Below are 16,440 nucleotides of genomic sequence, written 5' to 3' on the forward strand. Positions count from 1 at the left end.
CGCAAATGTAATTTATCCTGTACGATGTACGATGTGATGGACGCTATTTTAATTGTCCTAACGGTTGTCCGTTGGTGCCGTGCTTATAGCGCCAAATGCATGACCACTGCCGAAGGACCACACACATGCGAGAACTCCGACGATGCCTTGATAGCGTCAGGCACTGCTTCACGCGCGACGTCCGTAAAGCCTTTCTTCAGAAAGAAACCCCGTGCGCGCTCGGTGAGTAAATATATACCTTTCAGTCCGCGACCACGCGCTTCGGCTAACAGATATTCGGTAATGTTTGTGCCAACGGCCTGCCCACGTATACCGAGCTTCACGGACAGGGAGCGAAGCAGTGCGTACGTGTCATATACTTCGAGCGCGCCCGTGCCGACGAGTTGGTCGCCTTCATAGTAGCCCACGAGTAGATCGCGTGTATAGTCGAGATCGTCGGCGGGCAAACCCGAGGCACGCAGCAACGTGCGAAAAGATTCAAAACGTTCTACAGTGTCGATGAGTCGATAGGTCAGTTCCATGCGGCTAATGTAAGGGATCAATCCGGCGAATGCATAACAACGGCAGAAGTTTCGTGCGTTTCCATCGGCGTACAATGCAGGAAGAGGTTGCCCAACGCCATGCGTGCGCGGTTCCAGATCTTTTCGTCAATCGAGTAGTGTACGCTGGGGCCATCGTTATGGCCTTTGATCAACCCCGCTTGCCGCAGGGCCTTCAGGTGCTGCGAAATCGTGGCTTGCGACAGGGGCAGACCGTCGACGATATCGCCGCACAGGCAACGCCGGCGTTGCGCCAGGAACTGTAAAATGGCAATGCGGGCCGGATGCCCAAGTGCATGCGCATATTCGGCCAGATGTAGCTGCGCCGGCGTAAAACCGTCGATTTTACTTGCCCCCATAGATTTCGGTTAGATCGTAATAATACGATTTATCTGGCGTTTCGTCAACCCCCCATTTTTGAGGTCTCCAGGTATTGCCGGGGGAAAAGGCTACCGGAAGAGCGGGCAACCTGGTCAGGGAGAGTGCCTGAAAAAGGTGGTCATTAACGTAAGCTTACAGGAAATGACATGGCATTGATATAGTCCATAAAGGGCTATGTCGATGCTATTACAATGCTATTACATATCTATATCAATACTATTATATATCCGCTTAAGCCTGCTGATTCGGGCCCTAAAAAGCCGAAAGGCTGCCTGAATGGGCAGCCTTTCGTGTAATCTTATTCGTAATTTGCGAGTGTCTACTTCTTCTTACGTTGAATCGCCTTTTCCGCTGCGGCGACGATGTTTTTGGGAGTCAACCCGTATTTCTCCAGCAGCTGCGTAGGCGTGCCACTCTCTCCAAAAGAGTCATTTACAGCGACCATTTCGATCGGCAGCGGGTTGTGACGTGCCAATACCTGGGCTACGGCGTCGCCCAGACCACCGTTGATCTGGTGCTCTTCGGCGGTTACCACGCAGCCGGTCTTGCTCGCAGAGGTCAGGATGGCTTCCACGTCCAGCGGTTTGATGGTGTGGATGTTGATCAGCTCCACGCTGATGCCCTTCTCCGCCAGGATGGCTTCGGCCTCAACGGCTTGCCATACCATGTGGCCGCAAGCAAAGATCGTTACGTCTTTGCCGTCCAGCATCTTGTCGGCTTTGCCGATGGTGAAGGGGCGGTCGGCAGTAAAGATCGGCCAGTTGGGACGGCCAAAGCGCAGGTAGGCGGGGCCATGATGTGAGCCCAACGCGATCGTAGCGGCCTTGGTTTGGGCAAAGTCGCAGGGTACGATCACCGTCATGCCCGGCAGCATCTTCATCATGCCGATATCTTCCAGGATCTGGTGCGTGGCACCGTCTTCACCCAGGGTGAGGCCGGCGTGTGACGCGCAGATCTTAACGTTTTTATCTGAATAAGCAACCGACTGGCGGATTTGGTCATACACACGGCCGGTCGAGAAGTTTGCAAAAGTACCGGTAAACGGGATCTTGTCGCCAATGGCCATGCCCGCCGCCATGCCGATCATGTTTGCTTCGGCAATACCAATCTGGAAAAAGCGTTCGGGGAATTCCTTCTTGAAGGCATCCATCTTTAACGATCCGGTCAGGTCGGCGCAAAGCGCTACCACGTTCGGATTCTGTTTGCCCAGTTCGTGCAGCCCGACGCCAAAGCCCGAGCGTGTGTCTTTCTTTTCAGTGAAGGTGAATTTGGTCATGGAGATAGTAGCGTTGTTTCGTCTGTCCCGTCTACCGACAGGCAGGCCCGCACGGTTGGCACCGGCAAAGCGTTGCGAAAGTCGTAAATAAATTTCGTATCTGCCAGTGCCCCGGCTGCACTATTTGCCGCGGCCCCGGTCAATTAAAGACGTTCACCGTGGCCGTCTCGCCCGCTTTCAGGGTGAGGGTGCGCGACCCGGTAAATTTGCTTCCGCCGGCATTCTTCACGCGAAATACGATCTTGTATTTGCCCGGTAGCAGCGTCAGCGGGAAGCGAGGCCGCCGGTTGTCCAGGTCGCAGACCCATTCCTGGGTGCCGTCGGCCAGGATTTCATATAAGCTGCCAAAGCCGGTGGCAATGGTGTTGAGGTTGAGAATGCCCGGCGCCGGCAGATAGACGTTTTGGATTTTGCCGCCCTGTATATCCACGCTAAACTTGCGTCGGGGTAGCGTCAGCGTTTCCACTTCATACGCACCCGCCAGGTAGCGGATATTCTCGGTACTGCGTTGGACGTTTAGCACCTCTGTTTTTCCTTTCTGTCGTACAATGGCCTCCAGGTTGCTGTCGGTGCGTCCTTCCTGCTGAATGACCAGGTTGCCCTGGGGCACATCGATGCGTACGATGTTATGCTTCCCGTTCTCGAGCGTTACGTTGCGCTTGATGGTAGGCGGCAACGTATAGACTATCAGGTCGTAATCTACCACCGGATCTACCTGCACCGAGTCCGGGCGCCCCTGGGCATCGCGGTAGTGCACAAAGTCGTACAGGCCCAATCCTGTCAGCGTGTTGACAAAGCTTACGTTTACATTCGTTTCCGTCGGTTGCCGCTTGGCGTCCAGGAGCTCTACGCTTACCGTGGTACGGGCAAATGTCGACTCGATGGCTTTGTTCAGCTCGCGGTAAAACTCCTGGGGTGTTTCGGCGCTGATATACCGGCCGGCGCAGTCCAGCGTCTTTTCGGCCCGCAGGCCCAACCCGATGATATAGGGTTTTAGAAATATCCCCGATTTCTGCAATGCGCGCGAGGTGGCGCACACATCGCCCCCGCAAGACTCAATGCCGTCGGTAATGAGGATCACAATATTGCGATAACCCACACTGTTGCCCGGAAAGTCTTTGGCTGCTTGTTCCAACGAGTAGGTAATGGGGGTAACGCCTTTGGGTTTGATCTCGTCGATCTTGGCCATGATCTGCGCATGGTTCCTGGGCTTGAAGGGTACCTCCAGCTTGGTGTCCTTGCAGTTGTTGACCTCTTTCATGAACTGGTGCCCGTACACACGCAGCGCCAATTCCAGTTTGTCGTTTTGTTTCAGGGAGTCGACCACCTTGGTGAGAATGTTGCGCGCAATGCTCATCTTGGTCTGGTTGCGCCCCCAGGGCTCCAGCATGCTGCCCGAGCCATCAAACAGAAACAGGATGCGCGTCTTTTCAGGTAGTTTTTGTTGCAGCTTCGTTTGCGCCACGGAAACCGACCATCCCATCATCCCCGCTACCAAACACACCAGCCATTTGACTCGTAACGCCCTGCTCATGATATCCCTGAAATTGGTCATGGACGCAAGGTCGTGTGGATTTCCCGAAATCACATTGTTTCCAGGCACGAAAATGATTAACTTCTCCTCAAGACAACGCAAACTGGTATGGGAAAAGTCAGAAACATTCTGCAGGCGAAAGGGAACCAGGTTTTCTCAGTCGAGCCTACAACGACGGTCTACAAGGCCATCGAGCTTATGTCAGAAAAGAACATCGGCGGGTTGCTCATCACCGACGCTGATGGAAAGATGCTGGGCATCTTCACGGAACGCGACTACGCCCGGCGCGTGATCTTACAGGGACGCTCCTCCAAAGACACCGACATCGGCGAGATCATGACGGCGGATCCGGTAACGGTGTCGCCAGACAACAGCATCGAAGATTGTATGAAGCTGATGACCGATCGTTTTGTTCGCCACTTGCCGGTGCTCGACAACGGCTGCCTCTGCGGCATGATCTCCATCGGCGACGTCGTACGCTTTATCATAGACGAGCAGCGCGGCATCATCGAAGAGCTGGAAGTTTACATCACCGGCCACCGGTAAAGAAAAGTCAGGCACTAAATTCCACCCGGTGCAATACGTTACGCGTTGCACGGCTGATCAGCAATGTATGCCGTATTGGTCCGCGCACGCACTCATATACTTCAAACGCTGTTATGTCGGCTTCCCAAAAGAACGCTCCCGCTGCCAGCTCGGTGGCATGCAGCGGCTGCGCGAGCATGGTCAATGCACGAGGGTCAATGCGCCGGCAGACAGTATCGGCTACCGCCACATGCTTTGAAAAAGCAGTATGTACCACGGCGCGCAATACGGCGTCAGGGTCAGCGACATAAGCAAAGTAGTGCGCCTCCTGCCCCGAGAGATACTTCACATTCAATCCTTCTACTTTCTCCAGTCGCAGCGCTTGTAAAAACGCCGGTGACAAGGTGTCTTGCAACGATGCGTGCAGCACAATCGGGCCAACGGCCTCGTCCACAGCGGCTGCAACGTCGGGCGTCTGCTGACGTTTGTCACATGCTGCTGATAAGAAGAGCAACAGCAGGGGTATAACGGCAAGAAGTCCTCGTCGGGTCATGCAAATGTTATTTCGATAGTGCAATCAGCTGCGTAAGCGCCTCTAAGGCTTTGGTTTCCGCCGGCGCTACCTGGCCGTCGGCGCGAATGATCTCCTGCATGGTGGTCAGGATCGCTTCGTGGTCGGCGCCATGGCCGGGGCCGAATTGGCGGACCGAAGTCTCCAATAGCTCGGGCAGCCGGGCTTTATCCATGGCGTTGTATTCGCGAATGGTGGTATAAAGTTTCTTCTCCAGGTCCGTGCCGGCGGGGTAGAGGGACGCCATCTTGCTTTTGATCGCGGCGATCTCGGCCGGGTCGTATTGGTTGTCGGCTTGCGACAAGTGCACGTAGAGGAAAACGATAAAGTCGGGAAAGGAAGAGAGTTTTGCCATGATGAAGATATGGAGAAAGGTTCTGTTTGATGTTTCTTTAGTGAATACGATTTTATTGTACTCGGAAAATGGTCGTCTCGATAACATTGCTCACGTGCAATGCGCGGTCTTTCAGCGAAATGCGTAGCTTCAGGTTTTTACCGGTGAAAAGATCCCGAAAGCCGGAGCTTGCCATGGCGTAGGTAATTTCACCTTCGTTCTGTGAGATGATGTTAACGTCAAAGACTAAATCCCTGTGGTGGCCAGGCGTGAACGAAGAGAGGAGCGGGAGCCGGGTGTCAAAGCCTTGTGCGCAGGTCTTGGTCGGCAGGTCCCGCGAGAAGTCGAATTCGGTAAACGCGCCGTCATTTCCTTCTACCAAAAAATCGATATATAGGTTCAGCGCATTTTCATTTCGTTCGGAGTAGAAAGTGTTATCCGTCGAATGAAGTAAATAGAATTTCTCACCCTCCATCGTGAGTGAATCGGTAATGACGTGCGAGTCGTCCAGGATGCTCTTGTCTTTGGCTGCTACGAGAATGCCTCCAGCCCGGTAGTGCAGGCATGAGTACGGGTATAGCAATGGCGGAAGGTTGTTGAACGCCGGCTTTTCGCGCGTCTCGATTGTTGCGAGCTTTCCGGTGGCCGCGCCGGGCGTTACCATGACAAAGGGCATGATGGTCAAATCGTAGGGCACATCGACTCGCCTGCCAGGTATCGATGTTAGCGTATTTTCATTTTCGAGGAAGAAGTTATAGGACTGGTAGGGAACATCCTGGTCTTCTATGGTCAGGCCGATATCCCCGTCGCCATCCCGGTACCGAAAGGTTACGGCAATGGTATCGATCGACGATGACGCGCTGGCGCTGCGCGTAAACTTTGTCGATACAAAATCAAGTTGCGGCTCGATGGCATACTGTACATCGTTGTTACCGTCATCACTATCACAGCCGGCCAACAGGGCCAGCATTCCCACATAAATAATACGTCTCACGTTCTAAGAGCAAAAAGGATCCACTATAATTTTTTACAAACTGCTGCCAGGGTTATACAAATGCGGGTATGCCGGTGATCTCGTTTCCTAAAATCAACAGGTGTATATCGTGCGTACCTTCATAGGTCACGACCGACTCCAGGTTCATCATATGACGCATCAGCGGATATTCGCCGGTGATACCCATGCCACCGTGAATCTGCCGGGCTTCCCGGGCGATTTCCAGCGCTACGTGTACATTGTTACGTTTTGCGAGCGAGATCTGTGGCGTCGTAGCTTTTCCTTCGTTCATCAAATTTCCCAAACGCCAGTTGAGCAGTTGGGCTTTGGTAATTTCGGTCAGCATCTCCGACAGTTTTTTCTGTACCAGCTGGAACGACGCAATAGGCTTGCCGAACTGAATGCGCTCCACGGCATACCGCCGGGCAGATTCATAACAATCCATCGCTGCGCCGATCGCTCCCCAGGCAATGCCATAGCGGGCCGAGTCGAGGCACATCATGGGTGCACCCAATCCGCTCTTCCCCGGCAGCAGGTTTTCTTTTGGCACTTTTACGTTGTCAAACACAAGCTCGCCTGTGGCGCTCGCGCGCAACGACCACTTGCCATGTGTTTCGGGTGTGGTAAAACCTTCCATGCCACGTTCTACGATCAGGCCGTGGATGCGGCCGGTTTCGTTCTTTGCCCAGACCACCGCCACGTCTGCGCGGGGGGAGTTGGAGATCCACATCTTGGCGCCGTTCAACAGGTAATGGTCGCCCATATCTTTGAAGTTGGTGACCATACCGGAAGGGTTGGAACCGTGGTCGGGTTCTGTTAAACCAAAGCATCCCAGCCACTCGCCGGAGGCCAGCTTGGGAAGGTATTTTTTACGTTGTGCTTCGCTGCCGAATTTGTAAATGGGATACATGACCAGCGAGCCTTGTACGGATGCCGTCGAGCGCATGCCCGAGTCGCCGCGCTCGATCTCCTGCATGATAAGTCCATAGGAAATATAGTCTAATCCACCGCAACCATACTCTTGCGGAAGGGTAGGCCCGAAGGCGCCGATCTCACCAAACTTTTTAACGATTTCGTACGGGAAGTGCGCGCGTTGCGCCCAGTCTTCGATATAGGGCGAGATCTCACGTTTCACAAAGTCGCGGATCGAGCTGCGAATGAGCTTATGCTCTTCGGTAAAAAGATCGTCCAGCTGGTAAAAGTCGGGGTGCTCGAAGGTATCCTGTTTCAGGGATTTCTTGCCAAGGCCAGGGGTCGCGGTTTGTGCAGACATAATTTGAAATGGGATTAGGACATAATAACTTGCGCACCAATTTACGCAACTAATTTACATTCCGATACGCCCCTATGACGGATAATACACCCGTAGACCCCGTGCTGTTAGAGCAGCTCAAAAAACTGCAAGCCAAGTACAATGCCATGGGCCAGGACCTGTCGTCGTACCTGGATGGCCTGTTGTACGCCGACTACCTCACATACTGGGACTACATCCACCTGGATACGCTGCTGAGCCTGCAAAACCCCAAAACGCAGTTCCCGGATGAAAAGATCTTCATTCTCTATCACCAGATCACAGAGCTGTATTTCAAGCTGATTTTACACGAGCTGGAACAGATCACCGCAAACCCGCAACCCGGCGAAGCATTCTTTATCGATCGCCTGGATCGCGTCATCCGCTATTTCCGTCACCTGGAGAATTCCTTCGACGTGATGGTGCAGGGTATGGAAAAAGAGCAATTCCTCAAATTCCGGATGGCGCTGCTCCCGGCCAGTGGTTTCCAATCGGCGCAGTATCGCATGATCGAGCTGTATTCCACCGACATGATCAACCTGGTGAGCCTGAACGACCGGCCAGGTCTGCAAGGAGCACCGATCCCGGCATTGCTTGAAAAGCTATATTGGCGTAGCGGTGCGACAGAGCTTGCTTCCGGTACAAAAACGCTCACACTGCGGCAATTCGAGCAGAAGTATACCACTGAATTCCAGGAAGCAGGCGAGCGCCTGAAATCAACCAACCTTCTGCAGCTGTACCAGACGCATTTCTCCGCATCACCACAACGCGAAGCCATTGTAGCACGCCTGCGCGAATTTGATACACTGGCGAACGTGCTCTGGCCATTGGCGCACATGCGTTCAGCGGGTCATTACCTGCACAAATCTCCCGAGGACATCAAGGCCACCGGCGGCACCAACTGGCAGAAATATTTACCCCCCCGTTTTCAAAAAATCTCATTCTTCCCGGCGCTTTGGTCCGAACAAGAGTTGCAAGAGTGGGGCAAGGCAGCGTTTATGGAAACAGCTGCGAAATAGTATACCTGGTTCAAGTCTTCCGACCGAAGGGAGGCGACTTGGACCTCCCCTGATGCCAGTCTTCAGACTGGCGAGGAACCTCAACAGAGTCACAATCCCATGTAAGATTAACCCTTACAACGATTTTTTCCTTGCACCGTAACCCGGTACATTTGATAAGCGTCAACCTTATTCTGTTATGATAAATTTGTTTGTAAGCTTTCTCTTAGCCTTCACCCCACAAACCAAATTCCTAACCTACACCAACTCGCTGAACAAATTTAACGTGCGCTACCCAGAGCGTTGGCAGAACCAGGCCGGCTTAAACGCCGTAGCCTTCCTCAGTCCAAAGGAGAGCGAGCAGGACGCTTTCCAGGAGAATGTAAACCTCATGCTGCAAGACCTGGCGCAACAACCGATGAGCCTCGATCAATACACTGAGCTCACCCGCCAGCAAGTCACCCAGTTCGCGGGTACTGACGCGATCGTATCCCTGAAGGATGCCACTATCGGCGGACAGCCCTGCAAGGAATTTATCTTCACCATGGCCTACAACGGCCGTGATCTGAAGCTGAAACAATACTGGTTTATTAAAGGCCAAACCGCCTACCTGTTTACCTATACCGCAGAGACGACACAGTATGCCAGCTATGAAAATGTAGCGACTGACCTGATGAAAAGCTTCTCTTTCTTTTAATGGAAATCAAACTTTATAAGTCTCACTGGAAGGCGCTCATACTGCTGGTGCCGTGCCTGATATTTATAGCCATCGGTATATGGATGCTGCAGGATCCTGAAGCCTCGCGTTTTGGCGCATGGGGTTGTATTTGTTTCTTCGGATTGGGCATACCCGTCTCGTTGTTTAACATGTTCGACCGCCGTCCGCAGATCATTCTCAATGAGATCGACATCTTCGACCGCACGGCGTATACAGACTTCATTAACTGGGAAGTTATTCAGGATGCCTACCTGTTGAACATCAACCAGCAGAAGTTTATTTGCCTCATCGTTGATAAGCAATACGAGCCTTCGCGTAAGAAGGGACGTTTTAGGCGGGCCGCTGCCGGACTCAACAAGAGCGTTGGAGCACAGGAATTGAACATTCATCTGGGCGCTGTGTCTGTAGACGAAGTGAAGCTGGGTCAATTCATTTTGGAAATGGCACGACTGGCGCCGGACGCACGGAAAGAACGTGTACAGAGGGGGTTGCTGACGGCGAAGTCATGAGGACAATTACCATCAACGCGTTAAGTAGAGGATTATTTTTGACGAATATGGTTGTTTATTTCATGATTTTGTTGGCGCTTTTCTCATGTCAAAATGAGGGTGAAGTTAAAATTGAAAGATATTCAAATGGGAATTTAAAGTATGAGATTTTTTACCTAAGTGATAGTGTTAAGCACGGGCTTGCAAAGACTTACTATTATGAAGGCGTGATTAAAGAAGAAATAGAATTTACCAATGGAAAGCGTGAAGGAAAATACATAAACTACCATAAAAATGGTAGCATAAAAGGCGAGGCTGAATATAGTAATGATAAGGTTGAAGGATATTCATATTACTATAATGAGCAAGGAGCGTTGATGACAAAGAGTTTTTGGTACAATGGTAAGAAATTCGGGCCTACTTCTTTTTATAGGGAAAATGGCTTGATTCGAAAATTTGTAATTTGTGATTTTGATGAAAAAATCATCTATATCATTAATTGGAATGAAGATGGGAAAAAGATAAAAGAAGAGGGACTTGTTTTTGGTCCGACTATTTATAAACAGAATAGCACTAATGGAGATTCCATATGTTTGGTGATAGCCGTTTCTCAACCTCCAGGTTATAAATCGATAATTCGAGTAAAAGAGTTACGTGAAGACAAAGTCATAAAGGAATCTGCGATAAAGGTTGTGAATTCATTGGCAACATATTGCGTTCCTCGAGGTGGCAATATTGGATATTCAATTAAATTCTTGGGTGAGATTAGGGAGATAGAAACGGATTATCTGGTAATGCAGGATAGCATTATGCAAAGGATGGATTAAATTGAATAGTCAGAACTTAGTGTTGCAGAGGATGCAGAAGAAATACTTATCCGGGTATTGACGTAGCAGCACTGTAGATCTAGTTACGTTCGTAGCGACCAATGGCTTTCCCCGCGAGATCGGCCTGCTATGAGGTGTCGGGAAGTGGCTTCCAATAGGAACACCACGATGGTGAATATGTTTGTTTCTCCCATCCAATCCTTCGCCATTAGCAGTTGTATCAATGGCCCCTTTTATGCCATTTCCCAATAAACCGTATCTTTGGAACTGGTTTATTCCAGAATGCCCTCAAAATCTCCCTTTTGGCTGATAATCATTGTCTTAACCGGCGCCTTTGGCGTCGCGTCCGGCCAGGGCTTCACCCGCAAAACCTACCACGATCCCGAAAAGAAAAAGATCAAGGAAGTCTATCAGGTTAAGGATACGGTCCGCAACGTGGCCCACGGCCGCTACACGTCCTACTTTGTAAACGGTGGAGTCGAGTCCAAAGGCCAATTCGAAAACAACGAGACGACCGGTGTCTGGGAGTTCTTCTACGAAACCGGCAAGCTCAAAATGCGCGGCATCCTCTTCAAAAGTGCTAACTACGGCATGTGGGAGTACTTCTACGAAGGCAGCGGCCAGAAGAGCATGGAAGGCATCATCAACGGCAAGAACCGCGAGGGCGAGTGGAAGTCCTATTACGAGAACGGGCACGTGAAGGAAGTGGGCGGATATAAAGAAAATCGCCACGTAGGCCTCTGGAAAAGCTACTTCGAAGACGGCGCCTTAAAAGGGGAGATCGTCTATACGGATGACGCCGGCTACTACACAGAATATTACCACTCGGGCAAGCCTCAGAGCGAGGGGACGCGCACGGGCACGCGCAACACCGGTCACTGGAAGTTTTACCGCGAAGATGGATCCCTGGAGAGCGAAGGCGACTACGTCAGCGGCAAGAAACACGGTCCCTGGAAGCGTTACTTCTCCAATAAGGTGGTCTCCGCAAAAGGCAATTATGCCAACGACGAGCCTGTCGGGCCGTGGGAGTATTTTTACGAGAGTGGTGGCCTGCAATCGTCCGGTGAATACGTGGCGGGTAAAAAGGACGGGTACTGGAAGACGCTGAACAGCAACGGAACGCTTAAGAGCGAAGTGGCTTTCACCAAAGGCTCGGGCGAGTACCGCGAATATCACCCCAATGGCTCGCTAAAAGTAAAGGGGCCCATCCGCGACGGCAAGCGCCAGAGCAAATGGGAGTTCTTCCTGCCCGATGGCACCCGCGAAGGGGAGTGCGACTACAACTACGACAAGGGAACATTCTACGGTTATTACCCCACCGGCGAGCTGCAAACCAAAGGCACACTGGAAGGTGAGCTCAAGACCGGCACGTGGGAGATCTACGAAAAAGACGGCAAGCTCTCCGGCTATTATAAACCCTTCTACGACGACCGCAAGCTAGGGAAGGAGATCGTCGCGCTGGCAACCACCAGCAGCGCGCGCAAGGGCCGCAGCAGGTCTCAAGGCTTTACATACTTGCGTGAAAAAGGAAACGAATTTCACGGCGTGATCATGAGCACGAACCCCGTGTGGACGGCCGTAGGCCGCATTCCGCTCGGCGTCGAATTCTACGTAGCGGAGCGCCTCGGCCACGAGTTCGAGTTCCTGGGCATCCGCGATCCATTTTTTATGGCGGACGCGGAGATCACGCCCGGCAAGCTCTTCGAGCGCGGCTATAGCATTAGCATCAAACAGAAGTTTTACAACGGCATGAAAGTGGGCATGTGGTACTTCGGCCACGAGATCCGTTTCACGAACCTCGGCCATTTTGTAAACGACCCCACGAACAGATTCACCTTCAATGCCGTTGAGCAACGCATCGAGTGGGGGCCTATGTTGGGCTACCGCATCATGCGGCGCAACAATGCCAGCGGCTTCACCGTCGATACCTTTGCTTCCTTCGACATCGGTTACCGCGGCTTTGATATTGACCCCATGTTTGCCTCGTATTTCGAGCCCCTCGACCGCAACAAGTTCTCCAGGACCTTCCACATCGGCCTCAACTTCGGCAACGTATTTTCCTATCGCTAACAGCCCGATGCCTGTCAAAAGGTCACAAAGTCGGAGGCCGCGCGGAATACTGCAGGATAAGCCGTACTAAAGCCGTACGTAAGCCCTACTAAAGTCCAGTCAAAGCCGTATCAGCTCAAATAGCAAAACCTCGTTTTTCGCGTGTTTTGAATGGAGCACGCAGAAACGCCCATGTCACAATGTCAGTGAAAACGTTATCTTTGCCTCCGGATTGAAGGATAAAAACCTTCCGACGACATGAAGACAGCAGAAGTAGTCCTGACGCCCGAAGAGGCGTTTGAGGAAGAGCAATTTACCACCCACCTCTACCAAAAGCTGGGCTTGAAGAACGACGGCAGCGTCTACGTCCGTCCCACCAAACGCTCCATCGATGCACGTTCCCGCCAGGTAGTGGTGCGCATTCAGTGCGAGATCCTTTCGCCTGCAGAAGCCACCCCGGAAGCACCCCGCGTGGAATACCCTAACGTCACGAATGCACCACGCGTTGTTATCGTGGGCAGTGGCCCCGCCGGATTGTTTGCCGCGCTGCGATTGATCGAGCTGGGCATCAAGCCCATCGTACTGGAACGCGGCGCCGACGTACAGGCCCGCCGTCGCGACCTTGCAGCGATCAACAAAGATCACATCGTCAACCCCGAGTCCAACTATTGCTTTGGTGAAGGTGGCGCCGGCACCTACTCGGATGGCAAACTATATACCCGCTCTAAAAAGCGCGGCGATGTAAACCGCATCCTGGAGATAATGGTAGCCCATGGCGCCAAAGAAGATATTCTGTTCGATGCGCACCCGCACATCGGCACCAACAAGTTGCCGCGCCTGGTGGCAGCGCTGCGCGAAAGCATTCTGCAAGCGGGCGGTGAAGTACACTTCAACACCACGGTTACAGATCTGTTGATAACAAACAGCAGCATCCACGGTGTAAAGACACACCACGGCGATGCCATCGAAGGTGAGGCCGTCATTCTGGCTACCGGCCACTCCGCGCGCGACATCTTCCGGCTGCTGCACGAAAAGCAAGTACTGATTGAAGAGAAGCCGTTCGCATTCGGTGTGCGGGTAGAACATTCGCAAGAGCTGATCGACCGCATCCAATACCATTGTCCGACAGACCGCGGGCCATACCTCCCGGCATCGTCGTATGCGCTGGTGCACCAGGCCAGCGTGGGTGGGAAGGAGACAGGTGTCTTTTCATTCTGCATGTGTCCGGGTGGCTTTATCGTGCCCGCGGCCACGGCGCCGGGCGAGGTCGTGGTGAACGGCATGAGCCCCTCGCGCCGCGATTCTAAGTATGCCAATTCAGGGATCGTCGTCGCCGTCGACAGTGAAGACTTCAAGGCATACCGCCAGTACGGACCACTCGCAGGCATGTACTTCCAGGCGGCCATCGAGCAGCAGGCTTGCCGTATGGCGGGCAACACGCAGACGGCGCCCGCGCAACGCCTGGTAGACTTTGTCGACAAACGTGTATCGACGTCTTTGCTGGAGTCCTCTTACCAGCCCGGTCTGGCTGCCGTAGCCATGCAGGAAGTCCTGCCGTCGCGTATAACACAAGCGTTGCAGCAAGGGTTTAAAAACTTCGGCAGCAAGATGAAAGGATACTTCACCAACGACGCCCAGATTGTGGGCGTGGAAAGCCGTACCTCGTCGCCCGTGAAGATCCCCCGTGATAAAGAGACGCTTGAGCACCCGCAGATTCAAAACCTGTTCCCTTGTGGCGAAGGTGCAGGGTATGCGGGGGGGATCGTCTCGGCGGCTATGGATGGTGAGCGTTGTGCGGAGGAGGCGGTGCGGCGCATTAAAAAATAGGCAGCCTACGGGCCGCCTATTTTATGCCAGTCTGAAGACTGACATCAGGATAGGCACAAGTCTCCGCCCGGGACGGGCTAAGACTTGCGCCAGCAATCATTCGCAGAATTCAGAAAGCTATTTCTTCAGCCAGGCGTTCCGTAACGCAATTTGTTCGGGTGTAGCGTCCGGATCGAACGCCAGCAGATGTTTCTGCGAGACCTTCACCTTTCGCATGGGCGCCGAAAGCTCGACTGGCTGTTGCGCGCCCGAGGCATCTTTCCGCAATACCGTAAACGCCATGGTCTTCAACGTAGGGAGCGCGTCGCGCTGGTGTTGCAGGAACGCGCCCAGCTCGGGACCCAGGTCCGGCAGGGTTTCTCCGTTGATCTTCTGCAGTACGTCGCCGTTCTGAAAGCCCAGCGCTACGCCCATCTCGTTCATGTTGGCCGTCGTGGAAATCTCCAGCATAGGCTTGCCGTTCACCTGCGTAATGCCGATGTTGTTTTGGCTCAGGCCCATGGAATAATCCTCTACCTGTATTTCATCTTTATAGAGCACGCCCGCCGTGCCCAGCACTTCTGCCAGCGGCAGCGGCGCTGTGCCTTTTACATGCTTGGCAAAGAACTCGCCGATCTCCGGATAGGTCATCGCCGTGATCTCATCGAACAGTACGTCGTCGCGGAAGGATTTTTCCTTGCCATATTTCTTGGACAGTTCCATCAACAGATCGGGCAGACCAGACTTACCACCCGACAGCTTCCGAAGCTTCAGGTCCAGGCACAGGCCGATCAGCGCGCCTTTCATATAGACGTTGCCGTATTGATCGTGGTATTTATCCAGTGTAAAGCGGCTGATGTCGGTAAAGGGTACGTCGTTGGCGAACTGATCCGCCGTGACCATCTTCTCGCGTACTACGTCCAGGTATTCTTCCGGCGTGATCAACCCATAGCGTACCTGCACGCTGCCGGCAAAGTATTCCGTTACGCCTTCGTACATCCACAGATGCTGCGACATCTTGGGGTCGTTAAAATCGAAGTGGCCGATCTCCTCGGAGTGGATGGTCAGCGGGGTAACGATGTGGAAGAACTCATGCGCGGCAAAGTCGCGCAGCTGTTGGTTCATTTCCTCTATGGTCTGCTCGGGCATGTAATAGAACGACGAGTATGAGTGCTCCAATGCGCCGTAGCTCGTGACCGGCTGGTCGGTGAAATAGAAAATGAAGGCATATTTATTCACCGGCAGTTTGCCACCCAGGAATTCCTTCTGGGCCATCAGCACCTCGCGAATGCTGGCGGCAATCTGCTTGGCCGTCACGCGGTTGTTAGGCGAGTAGGAGCCGATCAATACTTCCGTGTTGGAGACTTTGATCACCGCCGTGTCGGGCTTGGCATACATCAGGGGCGAATCGATCAGCTCGTCATAGTTAGTCGCCTGAAAGGTGTCTACACGCTTGGCTTTATCTGCGGTGCCGGCTTCTTTGCGCACGGTGCTCACGGGCTTTCCCGTTTGCAGGGGGATGAGGCCGGACGATCCGTAAAAGGCCTCGGGGCGAATGACCGAGAACTGGAAGGGAGTATCTTTCACCCCGTCCAGGTATCCAAAAAAGCCGCTGGTGTTGAGTACGAAGTTTTTGCCGTCTTCAATGTTGGTACCGGCGGGCTGAAAGATGTCCGGGCCGGGCAGTTGTGTGTCGTAGCTGTCTTCCACCCAGTAGCTGATCTTGGCCAGCTTTTTTGCGCCTTTGATCTTCCAGGCATTGTCGTTCAGCTTCTCCGTTACGAGCTTGTTGCCTTTCTTATCGGCGGCCGTAAAGTCGGACACAAAACGTCCGTAGTCTTCGATGGAGTATGTACCCGGCACCATCTTGGGCAGGTAGAAAGTTATTTCGTTCTGGCTGGTAGGAGGGGGTAGAAGCTCTACATATAGCTTGTCGTTGACGACGTTGGTAAGGTCTATCGTATACTGGTAGCCTTTTCCCTTTTTACCCTGGGGGTATGCGGTCAACACACACGCTAACAGCAACAAGCCCAGGAATGATCTTTTTATAAACATATTGAAATGGAATTTTGAACGAAGATAATTTTATTTTGTTTTTATAATAGATAA

At 52.7% G+C, this 16,440-nt stretch carries 16 protein-coding genes; 7 read left to right on the plus strand and 9 right to left on the minus strand.

The genetic code is table 11. The features are described from left to right. Window positions 1-83 precede the first annotated feature (83 nt). From arsN2 to KK062_RS04745, 4 genes are all read right to left on the minus strand, one after another. A complete protein-coding gene (arsN2, locus tag KK062_RS04730) occupies window positions 84-521 on the minus strand; it encodes an arsenic resistance N-acetyltransferase ArsN2 (RefSeq protein ID WP_254083099.1) in 438 nt (145 codons plus the stop codon). Window positions 522-538: 17 nt separating this feature from the next. Continuing rightward, entirely contained in the window at window positions 539-898 is a 360-nt protein-coding gene (locus KK062_RS04735) for an ArsR/SmtB family transcription factor (protein WP_254083100.1), read from the minus strand. A gap of 341 nt (window positions 899-1,239) precedes the next feature. Next, entirely contained in the window at window positions 1,240-2,196 is a 957-nt protein-coding gene (locus KK062_RS04740; protein ID WP_254083101.1) for a transketolase family protein, read from the minus strand. A gap of 139 nt (window positions 2,197-2,335) precedes the next feature. Further along, entirely contained in the window at window positions 2,336-3,751 is a 1,416-nt protein-coding gene (locus KK062_RS04745) for a vWA domain-containing protein (protein ID WP_254083102.1), read from the minus strand. An 87-nt stretch (window positions 3,752-3,838) separates the two neighbouring features. Here KK062_RS04745 and KK062_RS04750 point away from each other — a divergent pair, with 87 nt between their 5' ends. Then, the gene (locus KK062_RS04750) at window positions 3,839-4,276 is read left to right on the plus strand and encodes a CBS domain-containing protein (RefSeq protein ID WP_254083103.1); all 438 of its coding nucleotides are present in this window, start codon (window positions 3,839-3,841) and stop codon (window positions 4,274-4,276) included. 7 nt (window positions 4,277-4,283) lie between these two features. Here KK062_RS04750 and KK062_RS04755 read toward each other — a convergent pair whose 3' ends face one another. Genes KK062_RS04755 through KK062_RS04770 form a run of 4 tightly spaced genes read right to left on the minus strand, consistent with a single transcriptional unit; the run spans window position 4,284 to window position 7,427 of the window. Further along, window positions 4,284-4,808 (minus strand): hypothetical protein, encoded by a 525-nt coding sequence (locus tag KK062_RS04755; protein WP_254083104.1) that lies wholly within the window; start codon window positions 4,806-4,808, stop codon window positions 4,284-4,286. A gap of 7 nt (window positions 4,809-4,815) precedes the next feature. Next, window positions 4,816-5,181 carry a tellurite resistance TerB family protein gene (locus tag KK062_RS04760; protein ID WP_254083105.1) on the minus strand — a complete coding sequence of 122 codons (366 nt, stop codon included), beginning with the start codon at window positions 5,179-5,181 and terminating at the stop codon, window positions 4,816-4,818. Window positions 5,182-5,233: 52 nt separating this feature from the next. After that, entirely contained in the window at window positions 5,234-6,154 is a 921-nt protein-coding gene (locus KK062_RS04765; RefSeq protein ID WP_254083106.1) for a hypothetical protein, read from the minus strand. Window positions 6,155-6,206: 52 nt separating this feature from the next. Next, window positions 6,207-7,427: an acyl-CoA dehydrogenase family protein gene (locus tag KK062_RS04770; protein WP_254083107.1), complete on the minus strand. Its 1,221-nt coding sequence runs from the start codon at window positions 7,425-7,427 to the stop codon at window positions 6,207-6,209. Between the two features lie 74 nt (window positions 7,428-7,501). Here KK062_RS04770 and KK062_RS04775 point away from each other — a divergent pair, with 74 nt between their 5' ends. From KK062_RS04775 to KK062_RS04800, 6 genes are all read left to right on the plus strand, one after another. Then, window positions 7,502-8,464 (plus strand): tryptophan 2,3-dioxygenase family protein, encoded by a 963-nt coding sequence (locus KK062_RS04775; protein ID WP_254083108.1) that lies wholly within the window; start codon window positions 7,502-7,504, stop codon window positions 8,462-8,464. A 178-nt stretch (window positions 8,465-8,642) separates the two neighbouring features. Continuing rightward, window positions 8,643-9,140 carry a DcrB/PsbP domain-containing protein gene (locus tag KK062_RS04780; protein ID WP_254083109.1) on the plus strand — a complete coding sequence of 166 codons (498 nt, stop codon included), beginning with the start codon at window positions 8,643-8,645 and terminating at the stop codon, window positions 9,138-9,140. After that, on the plus strand, window positions 9,140-9,670 hold the full coding sequence (locus KK062_RS04785) for an STM3941 family protein (RefSeq protein ID WP_254083110.1): 531 nt from the start codon (window positions 9,140-9,142) through the stop codon (window positions 9,668-9,670). Before KK062_RS04780 ends, KK062_RS04785 begins: the two co-directional genes overlap by 1 nt. Beyond that, a complete protein-coding gene (locus tag KK062_RS04790) occupies window positions 9,667-10,476 on the plus strand; it encodes a toxin-antitoxin system YwqK family antitoxin (RefSeq protein ID WP_254083111.1) in 810 nt (269 codons plus the stop codon). The genes KK062_RS04785 and KK062_RS04790 overlap by 4 nt, the downstream gene beginning before the upstream one ends. A 282-nt stretch (window positions 10,477-10,758) precedes the next feature. Further along, on the plus strand, window positions 10,759-12,546 hold the full coding sequence (locus tag KK062_RS04795) for a toxin-antitoxin system YwqK family antitoxin (protein ID WP_254083112.1): 1,788 nt from the start codon (window positions 10,759-10,761) through the stop codon (window positions 12,544-12,546). Window positions 12,547-12,783: 237 nt separating this feature from the next. Continuing rightward, window positions 12,784-14,352 carry an NAD(P)/FAD-dependent oxidoreductase gene (locus KK062_RS04800; RefSeq protein ID WP_254083113.1) on the plus strand — a complete coding sequence of 523 codons (1,569 nt, stop codon included), beginning with the start codon at window positions 12,784-12,786 and terminating at the stop codon, window positions 14,350-14,352. Window positions 14,353-14,469: 117 nt separating this feature from the next. On the opposite strand, the gene KK062_RS04805 is transcribed toward KK062_RS04800, so the two are convergent. Further along, entirely contained in the window at window positions 14,470-16,386 is a 1,917-nt protein-coding gene (locus KK062_RS04805; RefSeq protein ID WP_254083114.1) for a M61 family metallopeptidase, read from the minus strand. Window positions 16,387-16,440: the final 54 nt, after the last annotated feature.

The organism is Dawidia cretensis, assembly GCF_018598175.1.
Taxonomy (GTDB): Bacteria; Bacteroidota; Bacteroidia; order Cytophagales; family Cyclobacteriaceae; genus Ohtaekwangia; species Ohtaekwangia cretensis.